The organism is Rhodocista pekingensis (genome assembly GCF_042665545.1).
In the GTDB taxonomy this organism is placed as follows: Bacteria; Pseudomonadota; Alphaproteobacteria; order Azospirillales; family Azospirillaceae; genus Rhodocista; species Rhodocista pekingensis.
The window spans coordinates 263,355-288,927 of sequence record NZ_JBHTCM010000004.1; the positions used below are offsets into that span (position 1 = coordinate 263,355).

Consider the following 25,573-nt stretch of genomic DNA (forward strand, 5'->3'; position numbering starts at 1 on the left):
CGAATAGGAAAGCGTATCCAATCGCTTGACCTGTATCCCTTCGGATCGGAAGCTCGCTCCCGGGTTCCCTCTGCGAGCGAGTCTTCCATGCCGTCTGCGTGTCCGTCCGGCAGCTCCGCCGGCCTTGTTCCGTCCGTTCTGCGCCGCCCGCGTCCCCGCGGGGGCTTCCGGCGGGGGAGCGTTCTGCGCGGCCTTGCCGCCGCCCTGCTGACCGGGGGGCTGCTGGCCGGGTCCGTCCTGACCGGCGCCGCGCCCGCAGCGGCCGAGACCGTCTACATCACCGCCGACCGCATGCTGGACGTGCGCTCCGGCGGCATGGTCGCCCGGCCGGCGGTGCTGGTGGAGGACGGCCGTGTCGCCAAGGTCGGCACGGTCACCGACCTGCCGGCGCCGCAGGGGGCGACGCGGATCGACCTGCCGGGCCTGACCCTGCTGCCCGGCCTGATCGACATGCATGTCCACCTGACCAGCCGGCACGACCTGCACGGCTATCGGCGGCTGACCCGCAACGCGACGGATCTGGCGATCGACGGCGTCGTGAACGCCCGGACGACGCTGGAAGCCGGGTTCACCACCGTGCGCAATCTCGGCGCCGGCAGCTTCGCCGACGTGGCCGTGAAGCGGGCGGTGGAGGAGGGACGGGTGCCCGGCCCGCGCCTGATCGTCTCCGGGCCGCCACTCTCGGCGCTCGGCGGCCACGGCGACGCCAATCTGATGCCCTACGATCTCCAGCGCGAGGCCGAAGGTGTCGCCACCGGTCCCTGGGCCCTGGCGGAGAAGGTCCGCTACAACAGGAAGTTCGGGGCGGACGTCATCAAGATCATGGCGACCGGCGGCGTGCTGTCGAAGGGCACGGAGGTGGGCGCCCAGCAGCTCACCGAGGAGGAGATGGCCGCCATCGTCAAGGAAGCCCACATGCTGGGCATGAAGGTCGCCGCCCACGCCCACGGCAATGCCGGGATCAAGGCGGCGATCCGCGCCGGCGTGGACACGGTGGAGCACGCCAGCTTCCTGGACGCCGAGGCCATCGCCCTGGCCAAGAAGAACGGCACCGTCCTGGCGATGGACATCTACAACACCGAGTTCATCCTTGGCGAAGGCGAGAAGGCCGGCATCCTCCCGGAGTCCCTGGCGAAGGAGCGGACGGTCGGGCAGACGCAGCGCACCAGCTTCGGCGAGGCGGTCAAGGCGGGCGTGAAGCTGACCTTCGGCAGCGACGCCGGCGTCTACCCGCACGGCTGGAACGCCAAGCAGTTCTCCCGCATGGTGAAGTTCGGCATGACGCCGTTGCAGGCGATCCAGGCGGCGACCGTCGTCGCGGCCGACGCCCTGGGCATGGCGGAGGAGGTGGGCAGCATCGCCCCTGGCCGCTATGCGGACATGGTGGCGGTCGCCGCCGATCCTCTGGCCGACATCGCGACCCTGGAGACGATCCCGGTCGTCATCAAGGGCGGTGAGGTGGTCAAGGACGTGCGCTGAGGCGCACGTCCGTCCCTGCGTCCCTCCCACAGCCCCCGGTCCGCCGGGGGGCTGCGGGCGGGGCAGGGGGCAGGAAAGTCCGGTCAGGACAGGTCCGGCCGAAAAAGGTGGTCAGGGGAACAGGTCGTCCACGGCCGACTGCGACAGCGGTCCGACGGTGGGTTTGTCCTCCTCCGCCGGTGCCGGGGCATCCGCCTTCCCGGCGGCTGGCGCTGCCGGCGGGGCGGGAGCGGCCGCTGCCGGCGCCTGCTGTCCGGAGAGCAGGGCATCGACCACGTCCTGGTTGATGCCCCCATGCAGGGCCGGGCCGTTCAGCAGGTGTGCGTCGGGGCGCTTGTCGGCCGGCTCGTCCGCGGTCGGGGCGTCCGATCCGTCCAGCCCGCCCCAGATATCGATCATCGCGTTCACCCGGCGCTCGATGTAGCGCATGGTGTTGACCACCTTGGTCATGCGCTGGCCGGTGATGTCCTGGAAGGAGCAGGCGGTCATGATGCCCATGACCTCGTTGTCGAGCTGCCCGGCCAGATCCCCGTCCGGTTCGCGCAGCCGGTCGGCGACCGCCTGGATGCGCTCCGCCCCGTTCAGGATTTCCGTCGTCGCGTGCTCGGTCGCCTGGAGGATGGCGTCCAGTTCCTCCGTCGCCAGCATGATGCGGTTCGCGGACGGATCGTCCGGCCGCAGGGCGGCGATCTCCCGCCGGGTCTGCGCGATGTGGGAGGAGAGTTCCTGAAGCTCGCGGCGCAGGATGCGGATGTGCGACTGCGGGTCAGCCTCCGGCGCCGTGCGCTGCCCGAGCAGGCGGCGCACATCCTCTACGGCGACGACACGGCTGCGCCTGTCCCGCATGCGCAGGAAGGCACGGCCGCGCGGGCTGGAGAGGAGATCATCCTCGAAGCGGTCGTAGTCCGCGGCGTCCAGATCGAGGGGGCGGTCGTCGGCTGCCATCGGGTCGCTCAGCCGATCGCGCCGATGACGCTCTCGATCTTCTTCTTCAGAGTATCGGCGTTGAAGGGCTTGACGATGTAATTGTTCACACCGGCTTCCTTCGCCGCGATCACGTTCTCCGTCTTCGATTCGGCCGTGACCATGATGAAGGGCATGCTCTTCAGCCGGATGTCCGCGCGGACCTCCTTGAGGAGCTGGAGGCCGGTCATCGGCTCCATGTTCCAGTCGGAAATCACCAGCCCGAACGTGCCGCCGCGCAGCTTGGCCAGCGCTTCCGCACCGTCGGCGGCTTCCTCGATGCGAGTGAAGCCGATCTGCGTCAGCAGGTTCCTGATGATGCGCCGCATCGTCGCGTAATCATCGACGACCAGCACCTGCAGGTTGGTGTTGGACACGCGCAGACCCCCAATACCAGACGTGTTGCCGTACGGTTCGACCGCCACCCGGTCGCCCCATCCACCGTACCGGCGGAGGGTTAAGGTCTGGTTCCCAAGAATCCAACCCTCCCTCCCGATCGGAGATGAGGCGGCACTTTGGTGCCCGCTCTCTCCCTTGTCAAGACAGGGTACTAATACGTTCGTCCAAAGATCATCGCCATCCCTTCGGCCAGGCTCATCCGGGTGAGGACGGTCACGCCACGCGAGCGGTTGCGGGCGGCAGTCCGTTTGTTTATCCCGGAAGATTAGAGGTAGATTGAACAACCGTCGGCGATGAGAGGCCCCTTTGGCCATAGCGCCCCTAGGTCTGAGCGCAGGGATGAGCGGGAGCCGTGCGCTCGGACATCTGGCCCGCAGCGGGCCGTTCCTGAAGCGTGATCTCGCGGGCTGTCTGCGGGCGGTGACGGAGACGGCCGCCGCAATCCTGGCCGTCGGGCGCGCGTCCGTCTGGTTCTTCGGCGAGGACGGGCGGTCATTGCGGGCGGCCGATCTCTTCGACGTGGCGGGCGGCAGCCATGCCGCCGGCGTCACCCTCGATCTCGGCGGGCGTGGCGTCTACCGCGCGGCATTGGAGACCGAGCGGCTGCTGCGGATCGAGGATGTGGGCCGGAGTTCCCCCTTGGCGGATCTCCGCGGCTCCCCCCTGGTCCCGGAAGGGAATTCCGCGCGCCTGGATGCCCCGGTCGTCCACCAGGGCCGCCTCGCCGGAGTCGTCTGCTGCGAGCATACCGGGGGACCGCGCGCCTGGACGGAGGAGGAGGAGGCCATCGCCGCCTCGCTCGCCGACTTCGTCGCGCTCGCCCTGACCGCGGACGAGGCACGCCGGGCGGAGGAACGGGCGCGGGAAGCGGAACGCCGCTGGCGCGACCTGTTCGAGAACGCGGTCGAGGGGGTGTTCCGGATGGATCTCGCCGGCCGGCTGCGGGCAGTGAACCCGGCGCTGGTGGAGATCCTGGGCTACGGCACGGCCGACGCGCTGCTGGCCGCGGTGCCGGACGGTCGGGCCCTGGTCGCCGTCCCCGCGGACCGGGCGGAACTGCGCTCCCGCCTGCGTGGGGAGGGCACCGTCCGTGGCTTCGAGACGACGGTCCAGAGGGCCGACGGCGATCTGATCTGGGTGTCCCTGAACCTGCGCCGCCATCTCGGTGCCGGAGGCGAGCCGTCGGGCTATGAAGGCACGCTGGAGGACATCAGCCACCGCCGCCGCATGGAGCAGGAAGCGGCGCATGTCGCCCTGCATGACGGGCTGACCGGCCTGCCGAACCGGACGCTGCTGGTCGACCGGCTGGCCCAGGCGCTGCGGCGCCGGCGGGCCGGTCAGTCGCCGGGATTCGGCGTCTTCCTTGTCGACTGTGACAATTTCCGCATGGTGAACAACACGCTGGGCCATGCGCTGGGCGACCGTATGCTGGCGGAGATCGCGCGCCGGCTGTCCCGACTGCTGGGGCCGGGCGACACGCTGGCCCGGCTGGGCAGCGACGACTTCGCCGTGCTCTGCGAACAGTCCTGGACGCCCGATCTCGCCCTGCGCCGGGCCGAGGAGATGCGCCTCGCCGTCATGGCGCCGATGGAGGTGCCCGGCCACCACGACCTGTTCCCCTCCGTCAGCGTCGCCGTCGTGCTCGATCATGGCGAGCGCGAGACGCCGGACGAGGTGCTGCGCGATCTCGGCATCGCGGTGCATTACGCCAAGGCGCGCGGACGTGCCCGCTGCATCAGCTTCGAGCCGGCCATGCGGACGGCCCCGTTGCAGGCGCTGCGCCTCCAGACGGAGCTGCGCCGGGCGCTGGAGCGGGATGAGATCGGGCTGGCGCTGCAACCCGTCGTGGACCTGCCCGGCCGGCGCCTGATCGGGTTCGAGGCGCTGGCGCGCTGGGCCCATCCCGGCCGCGGCAGCGTTCCCCCGGCGGAGTTCATCCCCATCGCGGAGGAGAGCGGGCTGATCGTGGCCCTGGGCGAGATGGTGCTGCGCAAGGCCTGCGCCCTGCTGCGGACCTGGCAGCCACGGCTGGGGGCGACCGCGCTGACCGTCAGCGTCAACGTCTCTCCGGTCCAACTCGCCCGGCCCGACCTGTTCGAACTGGTGGACGGGGTGATCGCCGCCACCGGCGCCGACGTCCGCCGCCTGAAGCTGGAGGTGACGGAAACGGCGCTCGCGCAGGATCTGGACATCGTCTCCAGCCGGCTGGACGGGCTGCGTCAGCGCGGGTTCCGCATCCTGATCGACGATTTCGGCACGGGCTATTCCTCGCTCTCCCGCCTGCACCGGCTGCCCTTCGACGGGCTGAAAGTGGACCAGAGCTTCGTCCGTCCGATGCTGCACGACGAGGACTGCCGCAACATCGTCCGCACCGTCGTCGCCCTCGGCCATGCGCTGGGCGTGGACATCGTGGCCGAGGGGGTGGAGGACCCGGAAACCGGGCGCGAGCTGGCCCGGATGGGCTGCACCAGCGCCCAGGGCTACCATTTCGGCCGGCCGCTCTCGCCCGCGGACGCGGGCCGGCTGGTCGAGCGCCTGTCCGGCGGCGGGCCGCTGTTCCTGCCTTAGCACCGGCCCGCAGAAGGAGCGCGGCGCGCCCGGATCAGACCCCCGGGGCCGGGTTCTCCGGGTCAGGGATGCCCGTCGGCCTCGACCAGGGTGACGAAGCCGCTGGTGATCGGGTAGCGGCGGTCCTTGCCGAAGCTGCGGCTGGTGATCTTCACGCCCGGCGGCGCCTGGCGGCGCTTGTACTCGGCCCGGTCCAGCATGCGCCAGACGCGGCTCACCGTCTCCCGGTCGTGGCCGCGGGCCACGATCCCGGCCAGCCCCAGATCCTTTTCCACGAGGCATTCCAGGATGTCGTCCAGCATCTCGTAAGGCGGCAGCGTGTCCTGGTCGGTCTGGTCCGGCTTCAGTTCGGCCGTGGGGGCCTTGGTGATGATCCGTTCCGGGATGACGCGGCCGGCGGGGCCGTGCGCCTGCCGCGGCAGGGTCCGGTTGCGCCAGTGCGACAGGCGGTAGACGGTTGTCTTGTAGACATCCTTCAGCACCGAATAGCCGCCGCACATGTCGCCGTAGAGCGTGGCGTAACCCACCGACATCTCCGACTTGTTGCCGGTGGACAGCACCATCCCGCCGAACTTGTTGGACAGCGCCATCAGGGTGACGCCGCGGGCGCGGGATTGCAGGTTCTCCTCGGTGATGTCCGGCTCGCGGTCGGCGAAGGCCGGTTCCAGCATGTGTTCGAACGCCTTCATGGCCGGCTCGATGGAGATCGTGTCGATCCGGCAGCCCAGCAGCTCGGCACACTCGGCCGCATCCTCCAGGCTCTCGCGGGAGGTATAGGGCGACGGCATCATCACGCAGTGGACGCGGTCGGCGCCCAGCGCGTCCACCGCCACGGCGGCGGACAGGGCGCTGTCGATGCCGCCGGACAGGCCCAGGATGACGCCGGGGAAACGGTTCTTGCGGACATAGTCGCGCAGCCCCAGCACCATCGCCCGGTAGATCGCCTCCAGCCCCTCGGCCGGAGCCGTCATCTCGGTGGAGGTGCAGGTCCAGCCCCCGTCGCCCCGGGTCCAGTGGGTGATGGCGACATGCTCCTCGAAGGAGGGAAGCTGCGCCGCCAGCCCCCGGTCGGCATTCAGAACGAAGGAACCGCCGTCGAAGACCAGCTCGTCCTGCCCGCCGACCTGGTTGACATAGGCCAGCGGCAGCCCCGTCTCCGTCACCCGGGCGACGGCCAGGGACAGGCGGCGGTCCGCCTTGTCCGTCTCGAACGGGCTGCCGTTGGGCACGATCAGGATCTCGGCCCCCGTCTCGGCCAACGTCTCGGCCACGTCCGGGGTCCACATGTCCTCGCAGATGACGATGCCCAGCCGCACGCCGCGGAAGCTGACCGGGCCGGGCAGCGGGCCGGGATCGAACACCCGCTTCTCGTCGAACGGGCCGTAGTTGGGCAGGTCGTGCTTGAACCGCACCGCCGCCACCCGGCCGCCGTCCAGCAGCAGGGCGGCGTTGTGGGTGCGGCCGGCCTCGCGCCAGGGGGCGCCCAGCAGCAGGCCGGGGCCGTCGTCGCCGGTATCGGCCGCCAGTTCCTCCACGGCTTCCTGCACGGCGTCCAGGAAGAAGGGCTTCAGCACCAGATCCTCCGGCGGATAGCCGGAGACGACCAGTTCGGAGAGCACCACCAGATCGGCACCGCGGGCCGCGGCTTCCGCCCGCGCCGTCCTGATCCGGTCGAGGTTGGCGCGCAGGGCCCCCACCGTCGGGTTGATCTGGGCAAGGGCGATGGTCAGGCTGTCGGTCATGGGGAGCGCCGGGATGCGGAAGGATGCAGCACCCTAGCAACCCGCCCGCGGCACCTCAATCACCGCCCGGTCCGTTTCCTTCCCGGCATTTTCCTCCCGCGCCCGACGCGGGGCGGACGCAACGTCCGGGGGAGCGGGCTGTTGCCGGGAAACCGATCCCGACGGTGCAGGAGGCTTGACGATGCGCGGCAGCGGCATGACGAAATCGCTCTGGATGGACACGGCGCCCTTTCCGGAGACGGATACGACGCTGCCCCATCCGGGGGAGCCGGCCCACGAGTCCGACCTCGACATGCCGTCGGCCCTGGCCTTCGCCCCCTATACCCTGATCAACCGCGATCCGCCGGCCGACGTGGTGGTCGTCGGCGCGGGCATCGCCGGGATGACCACGGCCTATCTGCTGGCCCGCGAGGGACGGCAGGTCCTGGTGGTGGACAAGGGGCCCGTCGGCGGCGGGGAGACCAGCCGGACCACGGCCCACCTCTCCAACGCGATCGACGACCGCTACAGCTTCCTGGAGCAGCAGGTCGGGGAGGAAGGTGCGCGGCTCGCGGCGGAGAGCCATACCGCCGCCATCGAGATGATCGGCCGGATCGCGGAGCAGGAGGGCATCGACTGCGACTTCCGCCGCGTGGACGGCTGGCTGTTCCTGTCGCCGGAGCACCGGCGCGACCATCTGGAGGAGGAACTGGCCGCGGCGCACCGCGCCGGACTCGCCGATGTCGAGCTGGTCGAGGATTTCTCCCTGGGCGACTACCGCGGCCCGGCGCTGCGCTTCCCCCGGCAGGCCCAGGTCGATCCCATGAAGTATGTCCGGGGACTGGCCGGCGCCTTGCGGGCGCACGGCGGCCATATCGTCACCGGGCACCGGATCGTCGAGGTCGAGGGCGGAGAGGTGGCGACCATCCATGCCGACGACGGCCGCGTCCTGCGGGCGCAGGCCTGCGTCGTGGCGACGAACACGCCCTTCCTGGACCGCGTCGCCATCCATACCAAGCAGGCGCCCTACCGCAGCTATGTCGTCGGGCTGGCCGTGCCGCGCGGTGCCGTCGCCCCGGCGCTGTGGTGGGACACCCGCGAGGACTACCATTACGTCCGGCTTCAGGCCGGGACCGGCGGGGACGTGCTGATCGTCGGGGGCGAGGATCACAAGACCGGCGAGGCGCACGACATGGGCCAGCGCTTCACCCGGCTGGAGCACTGGGCACGCAACCATTTCCCGATGGCGGGGGAGGTGCTCTACCGCTGGTCCGGCCAGGTGATGGAACCGTTCGACGGGCTGGGCTTCATCGGCCGCAATCCGGCGGACACGGCCAACATCCTGATCGCCACGGGCGACAGCGGCATGGGCATGACCCACGGCACCATCGCCGGGATGCTGCTGACCGACATGCTCCAGGGGCGGGACAACGCCTGGGCCGGCCTCTACGATCCCGACCGCAAGCCGAAGCGGAACCTGCGGGAGTACGTGAAGGAGAATCTGGACGTCGCCCGGGAGTTCGCCCGCGGGCATCTGGGCCCCGCCGAAGTGTCGAGCGAGGCGGCCATCGCCCCCGGGCAGGGCGCCGTGCTGCGTGAGGGCGTCGCCAAGGTCGCCGTCTACCGGGCCGAGGACGGCAGCGTCACCCGCGTGTCGGCGATCTGTCCCCATCTGGGCTGCACGGTGCGCTGGAACGATCTGGAGCGGAGCTGGGACTGTCCCTGCCACGGCAGCCGCTTCACCCCCGAGGGAGGCGTGATCGGCGGACCGGCCGTGCAGCCGCTCGCCCCGATGGGGGAGGAGCGCTAGGCGGCCTTGTGGGGGCGGGGGCCGAGGACTACCGTCGGACACCCGTCCCGCAGCCTGCCGCCGGTCCCGCCATGATCCGCCGATCCTTCCATGCCGCCGCCCTTTCCCTGGCCGCCGGCCTGCTCTGCCTGTCGGCCGTCGGCGCCGCCCGCGCCGACGGCCTGCCGCCGCCGACGGCCGACTACAGCGCCCGCCAGCGCGTGACGGCCGCGGGCGATACGATCGAGGCCAGGCTGTTCCATTCCAAGGGCAGTGAGCGGCGCGAGTTCGTCATCGACGGGGTGCGCAGCATCCTGATCCGGACGCCGGAGCGCATCCTCCAGCTCCAGCCGGAACTGGGCATGGCCCTGGAGATGCAACCGGGTGAGGGGCCGGAGGCCGGTCCCGATCCGGGCAACCTCAGCACTCTGGACGCCGAGGCCGAAGGACAGGAGACGCTGGCGGGACTCGGAACGACGCGCTACAGGGTCCGGCGCGGGGAGGCGTCGGGCGGCTTCGAGGGACGCGTCTGGTCCACCGCGGACGGCATCTATGTCCGGGTCGAGGGCACGGTCACGGAGGAGGGACGGTCCGTGCCGGTGACGATGGAACTGGCGGATGTCGAGCGCGGGCCGCAGGACCCGGCCCTGTTCAGCGTGCCGCCGGGGATGCGGACCATGACGCTGGGTCCGATCCAGGGGCGGGTGCCGGAGGCGTTCCGGACGGACCGGAAATAGAGTTTCCCCGGGGAGCGCCGCCTGCATGATGCGACGACCCTTTATTTCCCGGAGATTTTTCAGCGATTATAGGCGGATGATCTCTCGACCGGTCCTTATCCTGGTCGCCGTCATCCTGATGGCGCTCCTTCCGTCATCCGCCCGCTCCCTGATGGCGACTGTTCCGACACCGGACGGAGAGGGTCCGGGACCCGTGTCCCGGACCCTGACCATCGGCGTCAACGACTTTCCCGGGACCTTCCATCCGCTGATCGAAAGCCAGGGCATCCGCGACTACGTGGTCTGGATGGCGCAGCGGCCCCTGACCGCCTTCACGCCGGACTGGGAGCTGGCCTGCGTTCTCTGCACCGAACTGCCCACCGTCGGCAACGGTCGTATCCGGGAGGAGAAGCTGCCCGACGGGGATACCGGCGTGGCGGTGCGCTACACCCTGCTGCCGGATCTCAAGTGGGGGGACGGCACGCCCGTGACCACGCGCGACGTGGTCTTCACCTGGCAGGTCGGCCGGCATCCCGACATCGGCAGCAATGCCTACGACGTCTTCGCCCGCGACATCCGGTCGATCGAGGCGGTGGACGACCGCACCTTCATCGTCCACCGCCGGCACAGGAGCTGTGCCGCGGCGCAGTTGAACGAGATGGTGCTGCTGCCGGAGCATCTGGAACGCAAGGCGTTCGAGTCGGACCCCGCCACCTACCGGATCAACAGCCGGTACGAAGCCGACGTGACCGACCCCGGCCTCTGGCTCGGCCCCTACCGGCTGGCGGAGGTCGAGGCGGGGAAGGCGATCCAGCTCGAACGCAACCCGCACTGGAACGGCCGCCGGCCCTATTTCGACCGGATCGTCGTGCGCACCCTGGACAGGTCCGCCGAGCTTGAACGGGCGCTGCTGGCCGGAGAGGTGGACTACGTCTCGGGCGAGCATGGCTTCAGCGTGCATCAGTCGTCGCAGTTCGAGCGCCACTACGGCTTCCGCTTCACCGTGTTCTGGATGCAGGGGCTGGGATACCGGCACCTGGACGTCAACCACGACAATCCGGTCCTGGCGGATGTGCGTGTCCGCCGCGCCCTGCTGCTGGGACTGGACCGGGACACGATGAACGAGCGGCTCTATTACGGCCGCAACGTCATCGCCGACAGCGACACCAATCCGCTCGACGGCATCCACGATCCGGACGTGCGCCGGCATCCCTACGATCCGGCCGAGGCGATCCGGCTGCTGGAGGAGGCGGGCTGGCGCCGCGGGCCGGACGGCATCCGGGTCGATGCCGCCGGGCAGCCACTGGAGGTCGATCTGTGGGCCGGCCTGGGTGACCGCACCGTCGATCTGGAACTCCAGATCATCCAGGAGAACTGGCGCCGCCTGGGCGTCCGCATGGTGCCGCGGCGGACGGCGGCCCGGGTCCTGTTCGGGGAGATCCTGCCGCAGCGGCGCTTCTCCGGTCTCGCCCTGTTCAGCTGGATCACCGCACCGCGGGAGGTTCCCCGCAGCGTGCTGCATTCCAGCCAGGTCCCGTCGGCCGACAACGGCTGGAGCGGCCTGAACTACGGCGGTTACCGCAACCCCGGGCTGGACCGGGTGCTGGACGATCTGGAGCGGGTCTGCGAGCCGGAGGCCAACAGGGCACTGTGGTCGCGGTTGCAGCATCTCTATGCCGACGATCTGCCGGCCCTGCCGATCTTCCACATGGCCAACGCCTACTTCTTCCCCCCCTGGCTGAAGGGCGTCGTGCCCACCGGGCACCAGTTCGCCAGCACCATGGCCGTGGAGAACTGGCACCGCGAGGACGCGCCCTGACGGCGTCGCCGCGGCCGGGCACCGCCACCCCGCGTCCGCACGCATGGTTGACGGGGACCGCGGGAGGCCGTACCGAGCCCTGATCCAAGCCTGGAGGATTGTCAGCCATGACCTTGCGCCGTTCCTTCGCCCTTCTCGCCTTTGCGGCCCTGCTGGCCGGCCCGGCGGCCGCCCAGCAGCCCCCGTCGCCGGCGGACGACGCGCCGATCCGTGCCGAGAAGCCCGATCCGCAGAAGCAGTTCCTGATCGAGAACGCCAAGCGCCCGGGCTGGAAGACGACGCCCAGCGGCCTCCAGTACAAGGCGGTCAAGCCGGTCGCCAATCCCGCCGCCCCGTCGCCGCTGGCGACCGACGCGGTGCTCGTGAACTACGAGGGCCGGCTGATCGACGGCACCGTCTTCGACAGTTCCTACGAGCGGGGCGAGCCCATCAGCTTCCCCCTGAACCGGGTGATCGCCGGCTGGACCGAGGGCGTGCAGCTCATGAAGGTGGGCGAGACCTACGAGTTCGCCATTCCCGGCCGGCTGGCCTATGGCGCCCGCGGCATTCCGCAGGCCGGCATCGGCCCGAACGCCACGTTGCTGTTCAAGGTCGAGCTGCTGGAGATCCTGCCGCCCGGCGCCATGCCGCCGCGCTGACGCAAGCGGGTCCGCGCCCCGGCCGGTCAAGGGCCGGGGCGCCTTTCCGGAAGAGACCGTCAGCGGCGCAGCAGGAACTCGCGCCCGACCTTCACCCGCTTCACACCGTCATACTCCACGATATCGGCGGTGGCGTAGGTCTCCGCCCATGCATCGGGCAGGTAGGAGCCGGTGCCGATCACGTCGATGGGCGCGGCCGCATCCGCCATCAGCCGGCACTTGGCCGGATTGAAGCCGGAGGAGGCGACGATCTTCACCCGCTCGAACCCGGCCTCGTCCAGCCGCTCGCGCACCCAATGGATGGCGGCGGCGGAGACGCCGGGACCGACCAGGTAGCGCAGTTCCGTCTCGTCCCGGTAGCCGCGGATCGCGTGCGGCACGCGGCGGTCCAGCACGGCATAGGACTGCGGCGGGTCCAGCCCCTCGCAGAAGCGCCCGCCGGGCGTGTCCAGCCGGATGGCGAGCTTCCCGGCCGCGGCCAGATCGGGGAAGCGCCGGCAGACCTCCAGGCTGTCGGACACCTCGCGCCCGAAATAGTCCACCAGCACGGTCATCGGCTGATCGGGAAAGGTTTCCCGGTACATCTCCGCCGCCCGCACCGTGGAACCCGCATAGCCGATCAGGGCGTGCGGCATGGTGCCGAGGCCGCGGTCGCGGCCGAACCAGTGCGCCGTCGCGTCCGTGGCGTTGCCGACGAAGCCGACGGCGCCGGCCTTGCGCTTCGCCCGCTCCGACCCGACGGAGGCGGCATAGGCCATGATCTCCGCCATCTCCGTCCCGGCGCAGTGCCGCGCGTCCATCGCCAGGAAGGCGACCTTCGGCAGGCCGGCGCACATGGTCCAGGCGTTGTAGGCGGCCACGCAGGCCGGGCCGAGCTTCATCAGGAACAGGGTCTCCAACTCCACCAGCCCGGTGAAGGGGCCGGTGATCCAGAGCATGGGCTCGCCCGCGCCCACCCACTTGCCTTCGGGATAGTTGACCTCGACCTCGATGGCGAAGCCCCGCGCCGCCGCCATGGCCTCCAGCCAGTCCAGCGCCAGCCGGTGCGCCGCCACCACCGGGCGGCGCATGAACACGGCATAGGTGACGCGCCGGTCGCCGAACCGCTCGACCACCTGCCGGGTGCGCTGGAAATAGGCGTCCGTCCAGCGCGGTACGTCCGCGGCGGCGGGGGGCGTGGGGGTGGCGGTCGGTCGGTCGGGATCGGCCATGGCTGCGGGGTTCCGGACAGTTGATCGCGCGAACATAGAGGGTGATCGCGCGAACATAGCGGCGCTTCCGGCGCCGGGCGAGAGCCGATGCAACGGACGGCGCCGCGGCCTGTTCTCCCCGGGGCCGGCCGGCGGGCCGCCGCGTCCGCCCCGGCGAACCAGAAGATCGAAGGAGCACGCACCCATGGCCACCAAGACCATGCAGGACCTCCTGCTGGAGGAACTGCGCGACATCTACGACGCCGAGAAGCAGGCCCTGAAGGCCTACAACAAGCTGATCAAGGCCGTCAGCCACGACAAGCTGAAGGAGGCCTTCCAGACGCACAAGGAGCAGACGGAAGGCCAGATCGAGCGCCTGAAGCAGGCGTTCGAACTGCTCGATCAGCGCCCCCGCGGCAAGCACTGCGACGCCATGGAAGGGCTGATCCAGGAGGCGCAGGCGCTCCTCGACGAGGGGCTGCCCTCGGAGCTTCTGGACGTGGCCATCATCGCCGCCGCTCAGAAGATGGAGCATTACGAGATCGCGGCCTACGGCTCCGTCCACGCCTATGCGCAGGGCCTCGGCAACGAGGAACTGGCCTCCCTGCTGGAGGAGACGCTGAACGAGGAGAAGGAGACGGACAGGCTGCTCAACGACATCGCCGTCAAGGACGTGAACAGGCGGGCGATGCAGCAGGCCGCCTGACGGCGGTTCCCGCCGCGGACGGAAGACGGGTACGGCCCCATCCCCGGGCGGGGGTGGGGCCGTTCGCTGTCAGCGCTCGCCGCCCGGTTCTGGCCCTCCCGGTTCTGGCCCTCCCGGTTCTGGCCCTCCCGGTTCTGGCCCTCCCGGTTCTGGCCCGTCGGGACCGGGCCTGTCCGGGCCGTGGCGTTCGACGGTGCCCCTGTCGCGGTCCCTGTCGTGGTCGGCCCGGTCCGGCCGCTCCCGCCCGGAGGAGCGGCGCTCCTTCGGCGGCGGGGGCGGGGGCAGGGTGCCGCGGGCCTGTTCCTCGGCCATGGTCCGGACCACCGCCTCGTGCAGCCGTTGCTGCATCGTCGTCGTCGCCTGCCGCGCGGAGGCGAAGGCCGCCTCCGCCGCTGCCGGGTCGAACGGGCGGGCGGTAAGCGCGCTGCGGATGCCCTCGCGGGCCTTGCGCAGATCGGCGAAGTAGCGGGCGCCGTCGCCGGGTCCCTCGCGCCGAAGGCGGGCAATGACATTACCCACGGTTTCATCCGGGATCAGCGCCACGCCCGGCCCCATGAACTGGAGCACCGCCGGTCCTTCCCAGGGGGGGCGTCCGTCGCGCCCGTCGCGGCTGTCGCGTCCGACCGCATGGCCGATGGCGATGCCGGCGATCAGCAGGTTGATGCAGAGCGAAACCGCCAGCAGGATGGAGAGGGTCAGGGTCGTGCGGGTCATGGCCAGCTGTCCAGGTCGGGAAGGTCCGTCGTCAGGGCTGTCACCAGGTCCGTGTCGGCGGTCTGGTCGGTGACCGGCGTCACGCCGGGGATGGCGACATGCCCGCCATAGCCGAGCATGAACCCGACGAGACCGCAGGCGACGGCGCTGCCGAAGCCGGCGGTCCATTGTTTCCAGGGGGCGGCGAAGACCGATCCCAGCCATGCGACGAGGCCGGGCTGCGCCACCGTGCGCGGATGTTCCAACGGCAGCGCCAGGACGGCACGCCGCAGCGACGCGCCGGCCTCCAGCGTGGGCAGGTCCGGCAGGATGTCGGCCAGCAGCGTCGCCGCTTCCAGGTCCCGGCGCGCCGCCTCCGAGCTGTCCAGCAGGGCCAGGGCGGCGGTGCGCTCATGGTCGGGCCAGGTTTCCAGGCAGGGACCCAGCCGGTCGAGCAGGTCCGCGAATCGGGTCGGGGTCATGTCCGCCCTCCTTCAGTTCCATCCGTACCGGACTCTCCGCCGCCGCCGGTCAGGCGCTCGCGCAGGGCGCGACGGGCACGCACGAGCAGGGCCTCGAACGCCTTCACGCCGATGCCCAGCGATGTCGCGGCCTCGGCATTGCTGAGACCGAGATCGTAGGTCAGGGACACCGCCGCCCGCTGGCGTTCCGGCAGGTCCTGGACGGCGCGGGCCACGGCCTCGGCCGTCTGCCGCCGCTCGATCCGGGTGACGGCATCCTCCGCCGGGTCCGCCGGCTCGTCGGCCGACTCCAGATCGTCATGGACCGGGCGGCGGCGGGCGTCCAGGCAGAGATTGACAGTGATCCGGTAGAACCAGGTGGAGAAGCGGGCCGCCTCCGGGCGGAAGCGGTCCGCGCTCTGCCACAGGCGCAGGAACGCTTCCTGCGCGACGTCCTCGGCGGCCGCGCGGCTGCCCAGCACACGGACGGCCACGGTCACGGTGCGGTCGAGGTGGCGGGCGACCAGTTCCGCATAGGCGGCCCGGTCGCCGGCCGCGACGCGGCCCACCAGGGCCTCGTCGCTTTCCGACCGTGTCGTGTTCTCGGGCGTGCTGCTCACCTGTGCCACCGTCAGGACCGGCTGGCCCCGGTGCCGGCCGGGGTCCCCGGTGGACAGGGTACGCACGGCCGCCGGCGATTTCATCGGTCCTTCCAGCGCTCGCCGCGGTCGCCACGGCCGGGCCGGTCGTTCTTGTCGATCTTGCCGTCGCCGTTGCGGTCCCAGCGGCCGAAGGCTTCGTCGTTGCGGGCGGCGTATTCCTCCTTGGTTACAATGCCGTCCTTGTTCGTGTCCAGGGCATCGAACAGGCGGCCGGCCATGGCCTCCCGGCGCTCTTCCCGCCGTTCCTCGCGGGCCTTCTCCATCAGATCGGGGAATTCCTCGCGGTTGATGCGGCCCGTCCCCTTCGGATCGAGCGCCTTGAACTGGGCTTCGCGGAACGCCTTGAACTCGTCCCGGTCGATCACGCCGTTCTTGTCGGCGTCGAACGCCGCCATGGCGGGGCCGGCGAAGAGCCCGTCGGGTCCGGGAGCGCCCGGGCCCGGGCCGGGCTGGGCCATCGCCGGCAGGGCGAGCAAGGCGGTCAGGGAGGCCGACAGCAGCAGGGTCTTCATCTCAACACCTCGTCAGGGTTCCGGCGGGGGTCCGTCCCGCCGTCATCCCTTGTACGGACGGGGCGACGGAACCCTGCGCAGGCCCGGAACAGGGTGCCGTGGAGGATGCGCGATCCTGTCCGGATGTGGTAAATCCGTTTCCGGATTCGTTGTAACTGGCGGTGCCGGACGGTGGCTGGCGCTGCCGGAGGGATCGGGGGCGGATGTCGGTCGTCGGGGGCGAGCAGAAGACGCGCGGCGTCATCTATGGCCGGAGCCTGGACCAGCGTCCGCTGCCCCCCGCCGCCGAGGTCCTGCCCAACGGCATCCGGGTGGCGGACATGGACGCCGTCTCCCTGCCGCAGAAGACATGGCGCGACCAGCTCCGTCTGTTCCTCCAGGCCAGCGGTCTGACCACCATCCCCGGCGTGGTCCGGCTGCGCTGGCAGGCGCACGACGTCATCGACTGGCTCCAGGGATCGCTGCTGGGCAAGGGACGGAGCCGGCGGGCCAGCATCACCCACCCGCTCCAGCTCATGCCGGCCATCGAGTTCATGATGGGCACGCCGGCGGAGCTGGACGTGGAGCGGCGGATGATGCAGGCGCTGCTGGGGCGGGGGCTGGTGGAATACCGACGGCGGCTGAGCCAGGCGCGCGAGCGGCCGCTGGTCTTCGCCCGGGAGGCGTCCGCCTGTTTCATGGCGGGCTTCAAGGAGCAGCAGCTCGTCGGCCGCATCTCCAGCCCGGCGGAGCATTTCCAGACGGTGCAGCGGATCTACCGCAACTACTACTTCTTCCGGACCAATTACATCTTCTCGATCATCGCGCGCGAACCGCCGGAGTCGGGCAGCAAGCTCTTCTCCAAGTTCATGCGCGTGAGCTTCTTCCTCTCCACCATCCAGGAAGACGGCACCATCGCCGCCAAACCCTCCTACCGGCTGCTGCCGCCGAAGGAGCATGTGGTCTTCCTCGCCAAGCGGGATGCGGGGCTCCAGGCCAAGCTGCGGGAGGACGAGCAGCTCCGGGCGGAGTTGCAGCAGGTGCTGAAGTACTTCCGTCCCCTGCGCCAGGGTCCGCTGTGAGGACCCGGTCCACCTTTGCGTAGCGGGGCCTGGGCCCGGATGCTAGACAGCGTCCCGTTCCCGCCTGCGTTTCCGGACCGGACCGATGACGGATCACCCCGACCCGCTGCTGCTGCACCGTGACGGCCCCATCGCCCGGCTGGTGCTGAACCGACCCGACAAGCACAACGCCATCACGCTGGAGATGTGGCGGGCGCTGCCCCGACTCGTGGCGGCGGTCGAGGCCGATCCCGACGTCAAGGCCGTCATCGTCTGCGGCGCCGGCGGGCGGGCTTTCTCCGCCGGGGCCGACATCTCGGAGTTCGCGGAGGTCTACGCCACCCCGGAAAGCTCGCGCGCCTACAACGAGGCGGTGCGGGCCGGATTCCACGCCGTCGAGCGGCTGTCCCGGCCGGTCATCGCCAGCATCGGCGGCATCTGCGTCGGCGGCGGCTGCGGTCTGGCGCTGGCCTGCGACCTCCGCTTCGCCGCTGAGGGGTCCCGCTTCGGGATCACGCCGGCGAAGCTGGGGCTGGTCTACGGCTATGCCGACACCCGCCGGCTGGTAGAGACGGTGGGGCCGGCCCGGGCCAAGGACATCCTGTTCTCCGGCCGGCTGGTGGAGGCGGAGGAGGCGCTGCGCATCGGGCTGGTTGACCGCGTCGTGCCGCAGGACCGGCTGGAGGCGGAGACGCTGGCCTATGTCGCCGACTTGAGCGAGCGCTCGCAGTACACGATCCGCGCCAGCAAGCGGATGGTGCAGGATATCATGGACGGCTTCGATACGGAGACGCCGGCCTCCCGCGCCCTGTTCGAGGCCGGCTTCGAGGGGCCGGACTTCCGGGAAGGCTACGGCGCCTTCGTCGCCAAGCGCCGCCCCCGCTTCACCTGGGGTTGAGGCAGCCGGGCGGCAGCCATCGTTCAGCTTGCGCCGCGCGGCGCGGGGCCGCAGACTGTTTCCGCCGGAACGATGGTGGCCGGAATGATGGCAGCGACGATGGAGCCGGCATGAACTCCGACGTGCCCGGGACGGACGGGAGCTGGCTCTACTACGACAGCGACTATCCCGCACCGGAGGAGATCGGCGACGACCCGGCACTGCGGGCCATGCTCGCGCGCCAGGGGGTGCTGCACGATACCGCCTTCTACCGGGCGCTGGCGGAACGCAGCCCGGGGCCGGTGCTGGAACTGGGCTGCGGCAGCGGTCGCATTACCCGGTCGCTTGCCGCGCACGCGCCGGTCACGGCGGTGGACATCGCCACGCCCATGCTGGACCGGCTGCACTCCCGCCTGGAGCGTGAGCCGGAGGCGGTGCGCGCGCGGGTCACGCCCGTGCAGGCCGACGTCGCCACCCTGGACCTGCCGCGCAAGGATCACGCCCTGGTGGTCTGGGCCTTCAACGGTCTGAACCTCGTTCCGGATGCGGGGCGGCAGCTCTCCGCCCTTGTCGCCGCGGTCCACCATCTCTCCCCCGGGGGGCGGCTGGCGCTGGACGTCGTCAACCCGTTGGTGATGCCCCTGAACGGGCAGGCGGTGCCGGAGGTCTCCTTCACCCGCATCCGCCGCGACACCGGCAATCCCTACAGCAAGATCGCTCTGGTCGATCCGATGGATGCGGCACAGGTGCAGCGCATCCATGGCTGGTACGACGAGGTGCTGCCCGACGGCGCCGTGCGCCGGGTCCCCTACGGTTTCGACTGGCGGCTGGTCTTCCGCTTCGAGCTGGGCCTGCTGCTGTCGCTGGCAGGGTTGAGGCTGGAACTGGTCGCGGGCGGCTTCCGGGGCGAGCCGTTCGAGCCGCACAGCCCGAAGATCGTCATGGTGGCGGTCAAAGGTTGAGAAAGGCGGACGGATTACTGCCGTGCCCGGAAGATTCCCCGATCGCGCCCTGGATTCGCCGGCGCCGTCGGCTCAGCTTCGCAGCGGGTGTTTCCGTTCCACCGGAGTTCCGCCTTGAGAGTCCGTGCCGCCCTGTCGCTCGCCGCCCTGGCCCTTCTGACCGCCTGCGCCAGCCCCTGCGACCGCATCCGCGACGACCTGCGCCAGCTCAATGCCGACACCGTCCGCGATCCGGCCATGCTCACGGACGGGCGCTATCTCACGCGTTTCCAGGACCTGACGGCGCAGGGGATCGAGCATAGCTGCTTCTGATCCGGCCGCCTTCTGGAGCCGCATCTCATCCGCGGCGGTCGCGTCCGGACGGGGTGGGCCGACCGGTTCGGATGAGCATGCCCGACCCGAACCGCGGTTGCATTGTACCGCGGCCGCGGTGACTCTGTCCGACGCCTTCCGCGCCGTTCCGGACCCAGCCCTTGAGCGAGCCAGCTTCCGCCTCCCGCCCGTCATCCTTCCAGGACTGGCTGCTGCATGCCGGCACCGACCCCTGCGATCTGGACACGCTGCTGCCCCGGATCTGCGCCCGGCTGTGCGAACTGGGCCTGCCGCTGGACCGCGTCTCCCTGAACCTGGAGATGCTGCATCCCGAGGTCGGGGGGCATGGGCGCGTCTGGCTCAGCGAGGGCGGCGGTCGGGTCAGCCTGTACCACGCCCCGCGGGGACTGGAGGTGAGCGAGGACTATCTCGCCAGCCCCGTGCGCGTCGTGGACGAGACGGACCGCCCGTTCCGGCAGCATCTGGAGGCGGGAGACGCCGGCATGCCGCTGCTGCGGCGCCTGCGCGGGGAAGGCTTCACCGATTACGTCATCGCGCCTTTCCCGTTCCAGGACCGGGAGCGGACGGCCGCCATGTCCTTTGCCACCACCCGGCCGGGCGGTTTCAGTCCGGCCGATCTGGCCGATCTGGAGGCGGTCGTGCGGATGCTCTGCCCCCATGTCGAGGCGCGCGTGGTGGCGGAGATCGCCCGCGACCTGATGACCACCTATCTCGGCCGCGGCCCCGGCGAGCGGGTGTTCCGCGGCCAGATCCGGCGGGGTGACTGTACCAGCATCTTCGCCGCCATCTGCTTCTGCGATCTCCGCGGCTTCACCGCCTTCACCCACGAGAACGTCTCCGACAGGGTGATCCAGCGCCTGAACTGCTGGTTCGACCTGGCCGTGGAGGCGGTCGAGGGGCAGGGCGGCGAGGTGCTGAAATTCATGGGCGACGGGCTTCTGGCCATCTTCCCGGCGGAGGAGCTGAACCCGCGGGAGGCCTGCCACCGGGCGCTGGAGGCGGCGGACCGGCTGTCGCGCGGGGTGGAAGGGTTCAACGCCGCCCCGCCCGACGGCATGCCCCCGCTCGATTACGGCCTGTCGCTGCATCTCGGCTATGTCGCCTTCGGCAACATCGGCGGCCCGCGGCGGCTGGACTTCACGGTGGTGGGGCCGGCGGTCAACCTCGCCAGCCGCCTGCTGGACGTGGCGAAAGGGGTGGAGCGTCGGGTCGTCGTCTCCGCCGAGTTCGCCGGCTGCTCCGGCCGCAACGACCTGCACGATCTGGGCAGCCACCCCGTGCGCGGGCTCAGCCGGCCGGCCACGGTGTACGGGCTGCCATGACCGCCGTGGGGCCGCCGGAGTTGGCGTCGCCGCCCCCGCGTGCTATCGGTCGCCGCCCCTTCGACCCGAGCCGTCCATGACCGTCGCCGTCCGCTTCGCCCCCAGCCCGACCGGGCTCCTGCACATCGGGAACCTGCGCGCCGCCCTGACCAACTGGCTGTTCGCGCGCAAGGCCGGGGGCAGTTTCCTCTACCGTCTGGACGACACCGACGAGGAACGCTCCACGCCCGCCTTCGCCGCCGCCATCGAGGAGGACCTGCGCTGGCTCGGCCTGGACTGGGACCGCTTCGCGCGGGAGAGCGACCGCTACGGCCGCTACGATGCGGCGGTAGCGGCCCTGAAGCGGGCGGGCCGGCTCTATCCCTGCTATGAGACGGCGGAGGAACTGGCGCTGAAGCGCGCGGCCCTGCTGTCCCAGGGGCGCCCGCCGATCTACGACCGCGCCGCCCTGAAGCTTGGCGACGCCGACCGCGCCCGGCTGGAGGCGGAGGGCCGCCGGCCGCACTGGCGCTTCCGGCTGGAGCCCGGGGAGATCGTCTGGGACGACCTGATCCAGGGGCACAAGAGCTTCCAGGCCGCCGACCTGTCCGACCCGGTGCTGATCCGGGAGGACGGCCGGCCGCTCTACACCCTGACCTCCGTCGTGGACGATCTGGACTTCGCCATCACCCACATCATCCGCGGCGAGGACCATGTCACCAACACGGCCGTGCAGGTCCAGCTCTTCCAGGCGCTGGCCGCGGCGGAAGGGCAGGGCGGCGTGCCGGTCTTCGCCCACTTCCCCCTGATCGCCGGGGCGGAGGGCGAGGGGCTGTCGAAGCGGCTGGGCTCCTTCAGCCTGCGCTCGCTGCGGGAGCAGGGGGTGGAGCCGCTGGCGCTCTGCTCCTACATGGCGAAGCTCGGCACCTCCGACGCCATCGAGGCGCGGCTCTCGCTGGCCGAGCTGGCGGCGGAGTTCGACCTCGCCAGGATGGGCCGCGGCACCCCCCGCTTCGATCCGGACGAGCTGGCCCGGCTGAACGCGCAGGTGCTGCACGCCCAGCCCTTCGCGGCGGTGCGGGAGCGGCTGCGGGCGCTGGGCCTGGACGGCGCCGACGAGGCGTTCTGGCAGGCCGTGCGGCCGAACCTGACCCGGCTGGCCGATGCCCTGGAGTGGTGGCAGGTCGCGCACGCGCCGCTGACCCCGGTGATCGCGGACGCCGCCTTCGTGGCCGCCGCGGCGGAGCTGCTGCCGCCGGAGCCGTGGGGGCCGGAGACCTGGGGCGGCTGGACCGCCGCCGTCAAGGAGCGCACCGGGGCGAAGGGAAAGGCGCTGTTCCTGCCGCTGCGGCTGGCGCTGACCGCGCGCGAGCATGGACCGGAGCTGAAAACGCTGTTACCACTCATCGGCCGGGAGCGGGCGCTGAAGCGCCTGTCCGGCCGGACCGCCTGAGGGCGGTTCCTCCCTCTTCCATCGGCAGCCGACCACGATGACCGTCTTCACGCCAGCAGATCCGGCCGCGACCCGCGCGGCCCGTTCCGGGGAGGACCGGGGGCGCGGCCCCTGTTGTCGTCCGCACGGCTGAGCCTTTTCCCCTTCACCAGGCCCGCGACGTCCGGAATTCCCTGCCATGGCGCTGACGCTCTACAACACGCTGACCCGGTCCGAGGAAGCGTTCACCCCGATCGACCCGTCGAACGTCCGTCTCTATGTCTGCGGCCCGACGGTCTATGATTATGCCCATGTCGGCAACGCCCGCACCTTCAGCGCCTTCGACCTGCTGGCCCGGCTGCTGAAGCACCTCTATCCGCGCGTCACCTACGCGCGGAACATCACCGACGTGGACGACAAGATCATCGACCGCTCGCACCGCTCGGGCGAGCCGATCGACGGCGTCACCGCCCGGACCACGGCCCAGTTCCATGCCGACATGGACGCGCTGGGCCTGCTGCGCCCGGACATCGAGCCGCGGGCGACGACGCACATCCCGCAGATGATCGCCATGATCGGGCGGCTGGTGGAGCAGGGCTTCGCCTATGCGGCTGAGGGGCATGTGCTGTTCCATGTGCCGGCCATGCCCGACTACGGCCGGCTGTCCCGCCGCAGCCAGGACGAGCTGATCGCCGGCGCGCGGGTGGAGGTGGCGCCCTACAAGCGCAGCCCGGCGGATTTCGTGCTGTGGAAGCCGGCGAAGCCGGGCGAGCCCGGTTGGGACAGCCCCTGGGGCACCGGCCGGCCGGGCTGGCACATCGAATGCAGCGCCATGACGGCCGCGCATCTGGGCGAGGTGTTCGACATCCACGGCGGCGGGCTGGACCTGATCTTCCCGCACCATGAGAACGAGATCGCGCAGAGCCGCTGCGCCCACGGCACGGCCGTGATGGCGAATGTCTGGATGCATTCCGGCTTCCTGACCATCGCCGGCGACAAGATGTCGAAGTCGCTGGGCAACTTCTACACGGTGCGCGAGCTGCTGGACGAGTTCCCCGGCGAGGCGATCCGGCTGGCGCTCCTGTCCGCCCACTACCGCCAGCCGCTGGACTTCACCAAGGAGAAGATCGCCCAGGCGAAGCAGGCCCTGGACCGCTGGTACGGCGTGCTGCGCGGGCTGGGGGAGGTGCCGGACGCCGAGGTGCCGGTCGAGGTGCTTTCGGCGCTGGAGGACGACCTGAACACGCCCCTGGCGATCAGCCACCTGCACGAGCTGGCGACCGCTTTCCACAAGGCAGATGCGGCAGCGCGGCCCGGGCTGGCGGGGCGGCTGAAGGCCGCGGCGGGGCTGCTCGGCTTCCTGCGCCAGGACCCCGACGCCTGGTTCCGCGGCACGCCCAAGGGGGCCGGCGGACTGGACGAGGCGGCGATCGAGGCGGCCATCCAGGCCCGCAAGGATGCGCGCAAGGCGAAGGATTTCGCCGAGGCCGACCGCATCCGGGCGACGCTGCTGGAGCAGGGCATCGTGCTGGAGGACGGCCCCCAGGGCACGAGCTGGAAGCGGGCCTGACCTTCCGCGTCTCCCGGGACCGGGCGGCACAAGCCCGTTGATCCCGGGAGACGCTTCCGGCATTCTCGCAATTCCGTTGCGCCTGGATTGCCGGTAATGAACGAAACGAACCGCGTCTATCTCTATGACACGACGCTGCGCGACGGCGCGCAGACGTCCGGGGTGGATTTCGGCGTCGCGGACAAGATCGCCATCGCGCGCGAGCTGGATGCGCTGGGCATCGACTATGTGGAGGGCGGCTGGCCCGGCGCGAACCCGACGGACGACGCTTTCTTTGCCGATCCCCCGGCGCTTTCCCGCGCCACCTTCACCGCCTTCGGCATGACCCGCCGGCCGGGCCGCAGCGCCGCCAACGACGGCGGGTTGGCGGCGCTGCTGAACAGCGGGGCGCCGGCCGTCTGCATCGTCGGCAAGAGCTGGGACTTCCATGTGGACGTGGCCCTGGGCATCCCGCGGGCGGAGAATCTGGAGCTGATCCACGACAGCGTCGCCGCCATCGTCGCCCGCGGGCGGGAGGCGCTGTTCGACGCGGAGCACTTCTTCGACGGCTACAAGCGCAACCCGGACTTCGCGCTCGCCTGTGCCCGCGCCGCGCATGAGGCCGGCGCACGCTGGATCGTGCTGTGCGACACCAATGGCGGCACCCTGCCGCACGAGGTCGAGCGCATCGTCGCGGAGGTCGCCCGCAGCATTCCCGGCGGGCGGCTGGGCATCCACTGCCACAACGACACGGAGAACGCGGTCGCCAACAGTCTGGCGGCGGTCCGCGCCGGGGCGCGCATGATCCAGGGCACGCTGAACGGGCTGGGGGAGCGCTGCGGCAACGCCAACCTCGTTTCCCTGCTGCCGACGCTGATGCTGAAGCTGGGCTATGAGACCGGGGTGGCGCGGGCGGACCTGAAGCGGCTGGTCCATGTCAGCCGCATGCTGGACGAACGCCTGAACCGCGCCCCCAACCGCCATGCGCCCTATGTCGGGGAATCCGCCTTCGCCCACAAGGGCGGGCTGCACGTCTCGGCCGTGGAGAAGGACCCGGCCTGCTACGAGCACATCGACCCCGGCCTCGTGGGCAACCGCCGGCACATCCTGGTCTCCGACCAGGCGGGACGGTCCAACGTGCTGGCCCGGCTGCGCGAGGTCGGGCTGGAGGTCGATCCCGGCGACAGCCGCATCGGCCAGCTCGTCGAGGCGGTGAAGCGGCGGGAGTACGAGGGCTACGCCTATGACGGGGCGGAGGCCAGCTTCGAGCTGCTGGCCCGGCGCGCCCTGGGGCAGGTGCCGGACTATTTCCGGCTGGTCAGCTTCCGGGTGCTGGACGAACGGCGCTGGAACGCCCGCAACGAACTGGTGACCCTGTCCGAGGCGACGGTGAAGGTGGAGGTGCCGCCCTTCGCCCAGGTCGGGACCGTGCCCGGCCAGCCGGTCATGACGGTGGCCGAGGGCAACGGCCCGGTGAACGCGCTGGATCAGGCCCTGCGCAAGGCGTTGCGCGACGTCTACCCGCAGCTCGAAGGCATGCGGCTGGTGGATTACAAGGTCCGTATCCTGACCCCGAATGACGGCACCAAGGCCGTGACCCGCGTGATGATCGAGACGCAGGACCGGACCGGCGACCGCTGGTCCACGGTCGGCGTCTCCGCCAATATCATCGACGCCTCCTTCAATGCCCTGTTCGACAGCATCACCTATTGCCTTTACCGCTCGGGCGCGGGTAGGGAGGCGCACGCCCCCGCGGCGTGAGG

The 25,573-nt window shown here is 70.7% G+C and carries 23 protein-coding genes; 15 read left to right on the forward strand and 8 right to left on the reverse strand.

What is annotated here, in order from left to right:
- Positions 1–87 precede the first annotated feature (87 nt).
- Positions 88–1,479 carry a Xaa-Pro dipeptidase gene (locus ACFQPS_RS01770; RefSeq protein WP_377355936.1) on the forward strand — a complete coding sequence of 464 codons (1,392 nt, stop codon included), beginning with the start codon at positions 88–90 and terminating at the stop codon, positions 1,477–1,479.
- Between the two features lie 111 nt (positions 1,480–1,590).
- On the opposite strand, the gene ACFQPS_RS01775 is transcribed toward ACFQPS_RS01770, so the two are convergent.
- Positions 1,591–2,424, reverse strand: a complete 834-nt coding sequence (locus tag ACFQPS_RS01775; protein WP_377355938.1) for a protein phosphatase CheZ — start codon at positions 2,422–2,424, stop codon at positions 1,591–1,593.
- 8 nt (positions 2,425–2,432) lie between these two features.
- A complete protein-coding gene (locus ACFQPS_RS01780) occupies positions 2,433–2,819 on the reverse strand; it encodes a response regulator (protein WP_012566171.1) in 387 nt (128 codons plus the stop codon).
- 361 nt (positions 2,820–3,180) lie between these two features.
- Between ACFQPS_RS01780 and ACFQPS_RS01785 the strand changes: the two genes are divergently transcribed.
- Positions 3,181–5,409, forward strand: coding sequence for a putative bifunctional diguanylate cyclase/phosphodiesterase (locus ACFQPS_RS01785; protein WP_377355940.1), 2,229 nt, complete (start codon positions 3,181–3,183; stop codon positions 5,407–5,409).
- A gap of 62 nt (positions 5,410–5,471) precedes the next feature.
- On the opposite strand, the gene ACFQPS_RS01790 is transcribed toward ACFQPS_RS01785, so the two are convergent.
- Complete coding sequence (locus ACFQPS_RS01790; RefSeq protein ID WP_377355942.1) at positions 5,472–7,151, reverse strand: NAD+ synthase; 1,680 nt, start codon at positions 7,149–7,151, stop codon at positions 5,472–5,474.
- Positions 7,152–7,332: 181 nt separating this feature from the next.
- Between ACFQPS_RS01790 and ACFQPS_RS01795 the strand changes: the two genes are divergently transcribed.
- The 4 genes from ACFQPS_RS01795 (at position 7,333) to ACFQPS_RS01810 (ending at position 12,092) form a co-directional block, all read left to right on the forward strand.
- On the forward strand, positions 7,333–8,940 hold the full coding sequence (locus ACFQPS_RS01795; RefSeq protein WP_377355944.1) for an FAD-dependent oxidoreductase: 1,608 nt from the start codon (positions 7,333–7,335) through the stop codon (positions 8,938–8,940).
- Between the two features lie 71 nt (positions 8,941–9,011).
- The gene (locus ACFQPS_RS01800) at positions 9,012–9,656 is read left to right on the forward strand and encodes a hypothetical protein (protein ID WP_377355945.1); all 645 of its coding nucleotides are present in this window, start codon (positions 9,012–9,014) and stop codon (positions 9,654–9,656) included.
- 193 nt (positions 9,657–9,849) lie between these two features.
- Positions 9,850–11,454, forward strand: a complete 1,605-nt coding sequence (locus tag ACFQPS_RS01805) for a peptide ABC transporter substrate-binding protein (protein ID WP_377355948.1) — start codon at positions 9,850–9,852, stop codon at positions 11,452–11,454.
- Between the two features lie 107 nt (positions 11,455–11,561).
- Positions 11,562–12,092 carry an FKBP-type peptidyl-prolyl cis-trans isomerase gene (locus tag ACFQPS_RS01810; RefSeq protein ID WP_377355949.1) on the forward strand — a complete coding sequence of 177 codons (531 nt, stop codon included), beginning with the start codon at positions 11,562–11,564 and terminating at the stop codon, positions 12,090–12,092.
- Positions 12,093–12,151: 59 nt separating this feature from the next.
- Here the strand turns inward: ACFQPS_RS01810 and ACFQPS_RS01815 are convergent, their stop codons facing one another.
- Positions 12,152–13,303 carry a beta/alpha barrel domain-containing protein gene (locus tag ACFQPS_RS01815; RefSeq protein ID WP_377355951.1) on the reverse strand — a complete coding sequence of 384 codons (1,152 nt, stop codon included), beginning with the start codon at positions 13,301–13,303 and terminating at the stop codon, positions 12,152–12,154.
- Between the two features lie 184 nt (positions 13,304–13,487).
- Here ACFQPS_RS01815 and ACFQPS_RS01820 point away from each other — a divergent pair, with 184 nt between their 5' ends.
- Positions 13,488–13,988 carry a ferritin-like domain-containing protein gene (locus tag ACFQPS_RS01820; RefSeq protein WP_377355952.1) on the forward strand — a complete coding sequence of 167 codons (501 nt, stop codon included), beginning with the start codon at positions 13,488–13,490 and terminating at the stop codon, positions 13,986–13,988.
- A gap of 69 nt (positions 13,989–14,057) precedes the next feature.
- On the opposite strand, the gene ACFQPS_RS01825 is transcribed toward ACFQPS_RS01820, so the two are convergent.
- The 4 genes from ACFQPS_RS01825 to ACFQPS_RS01840 are packed head-to-tail and all read right to left on the reverse strand — an operon-like array spanning position 14,058 to position 16,316.
- On the reverse strand, positions 14,058–14,702 hold the full coding sequence (locus ACFQPS_RS01825) for a periplasmic heavy metal sensor (protein ID WP_377355954.1): 645 nt from the start codon (positions 14,700–14,702) through the stop codon (positions 14,058–14,060).
- Positions 14,699–15,163 (reverse strand): hypothetical protein, encoded by a 465-nt coding sequence (locus ACFQPS_RS01830; RefSeq protein ID WP_377355956.1) that lies wholly within the window; start codon positions 15,161–15,163, stop codon positions 14,699–14,701. The genes ACFQPS_RS01825 and ACFQPS_RS01830 overlap by 4 nt, the downstream gene beginning before the upstream one ends.
- Complete coding sequence (locus ACFQPS_RS01835) at positions 15,160–15,846, reverse strand: RNA polymerase sigma factor (RefSeq protein ID WP_377355958.1); 687 nt, start codon at positions 15,844–15,846, stop codon at positions 15,160–15,162. Before ACFQPS_RS01835 ends, ACFQPS_RS01830 begins: the two co-directional genes overlap by 4 nt.
- Positions 15,843–16,316 (reverse strand): EF-hand domain-containing protein, encoded by a 474-nt coding sequence (locus ACFQPS_RS01840; protein WP_377355960.1) that lies wholly within the window; start codon positions 16,314–16,316, stop codon positions 15,843–15,845. The genes ACFQPS_RS01835 and ACFQPS_RS01840 overlap by 4 nt, the downstream gene beginning before the upstream one ends.
- Positions 16,317–16,519: 203 nt before the next feature.
- On the opposite strand from ACFQPS_RS01840, the gene ACFQPS_RS01845 reads away from it, so the two are divergent.
- The 8 genes from ACFQPS_RS01845 to cimA all read left to right on the forward strand — a co-directional run bounded on the left by ACFQPS_RS01845 (position 16,520) and on the right by cimA (position 25,571).
- Complete coding sequence (locus tag ACFQPS_RS01845; protein WP_377355961.1) at positions 16,520–17,377, forward strand: hypothetical protein; 858 nt, start codon at positions 16,520–16,522, stop codon at positions 17,375–17,377.
- A gap of 85 nt (positions 17,378–17,462) precedes the next feature.
- Complete coding sequence (locus ACFQPS_RS01850) at positions 17,463–18,254, forward strand: enoyl-CoA hydratase-related protein (protein ID WP_377355962.1); 792 nt, start codon at positions 17,463–17,465, stop codon at positions 18,252–18,254.
- 110 nt (positions 18,255–18,364) lie between these two features.
- Positions 18,365–19,195: a class I SAM-dependent methyltransferase gene (locus tag ACFQPS_RS01855; RefSeq protein ID WP_377355964.1), complete on the forward strand. Its 831-nt coding sequence runs from the start codon at positions 18,365–18,367 to the stop codon at positions 19,193–19,195.
- 114 nt (positions 19,196–19,309) lie between these two features.
- Positions 19,310–19,507 carry a hypothetical protein gene (locus ACFQPS_RS01860; RefSeq protein ID WP_377355965.1) on the forward strand — a complete coding sequence of 66 codons (198 nt, stop codon included), beginning with the start codon at positions 19,310–19,312 and terminating at the stop codon, positions 19,505–19,507.
- Positions 19,508–19,668: 161 nt separating this feature from the next.
- Positions 19,669–20,850 carry an adenylate/guanylate cyclase domain-containing protein gene (locus ACFQPS_RS01865; RefSeq protein WP_377355966.1) on the forward strand — a complete coding sequence of 394 codons (1,182 nt, stop codon included), beginning with the start codon at positions 19,669–19,671 and terminating at the stop codon, positions 20,848–20,850.
- Between the two features lie 76 nt (positions 20,851–20,926).
- Positions 20,927–22,282, forward strand: coding sequence for a glutamate--tRNA ligase (gene gltX / locus ACFQPS_RS01870; protein ID WP_377355967.1), 1,356 nt, complete (start codon positions 20,927–20,929; stop codon positions 22,280–22,282).
- Between the two features lie 178 nt (positions 22,283–22,460).
- The gene (cysS, locus tag ACFQPS_RS01875) at positions 22,461–23,831 is read left to right on the forward strand and encodes a cysteine--tRNA ligase (RefSeq protein WP_377355968.1); all 1,371 of its coding nucleotides are present in this window, start codon (positions 22,461–22,463) and stop codon (positions 23,829–23,831) included.
- Positions 23,832–23,927: 96 nt separating this feature from the next.
- Positions 23,928–25,571, forward strand: coding sequence for a citramalate synthase (gene cimA / locus ACFQPS_RS01880; protein WP_377355970.1), 1,644 nt, complete (start codon positions 23,928–23,930; stop codon positions 25,569–25,571).
- Positions 25,572–25,573: the final 2 nt, after the last annotated feature.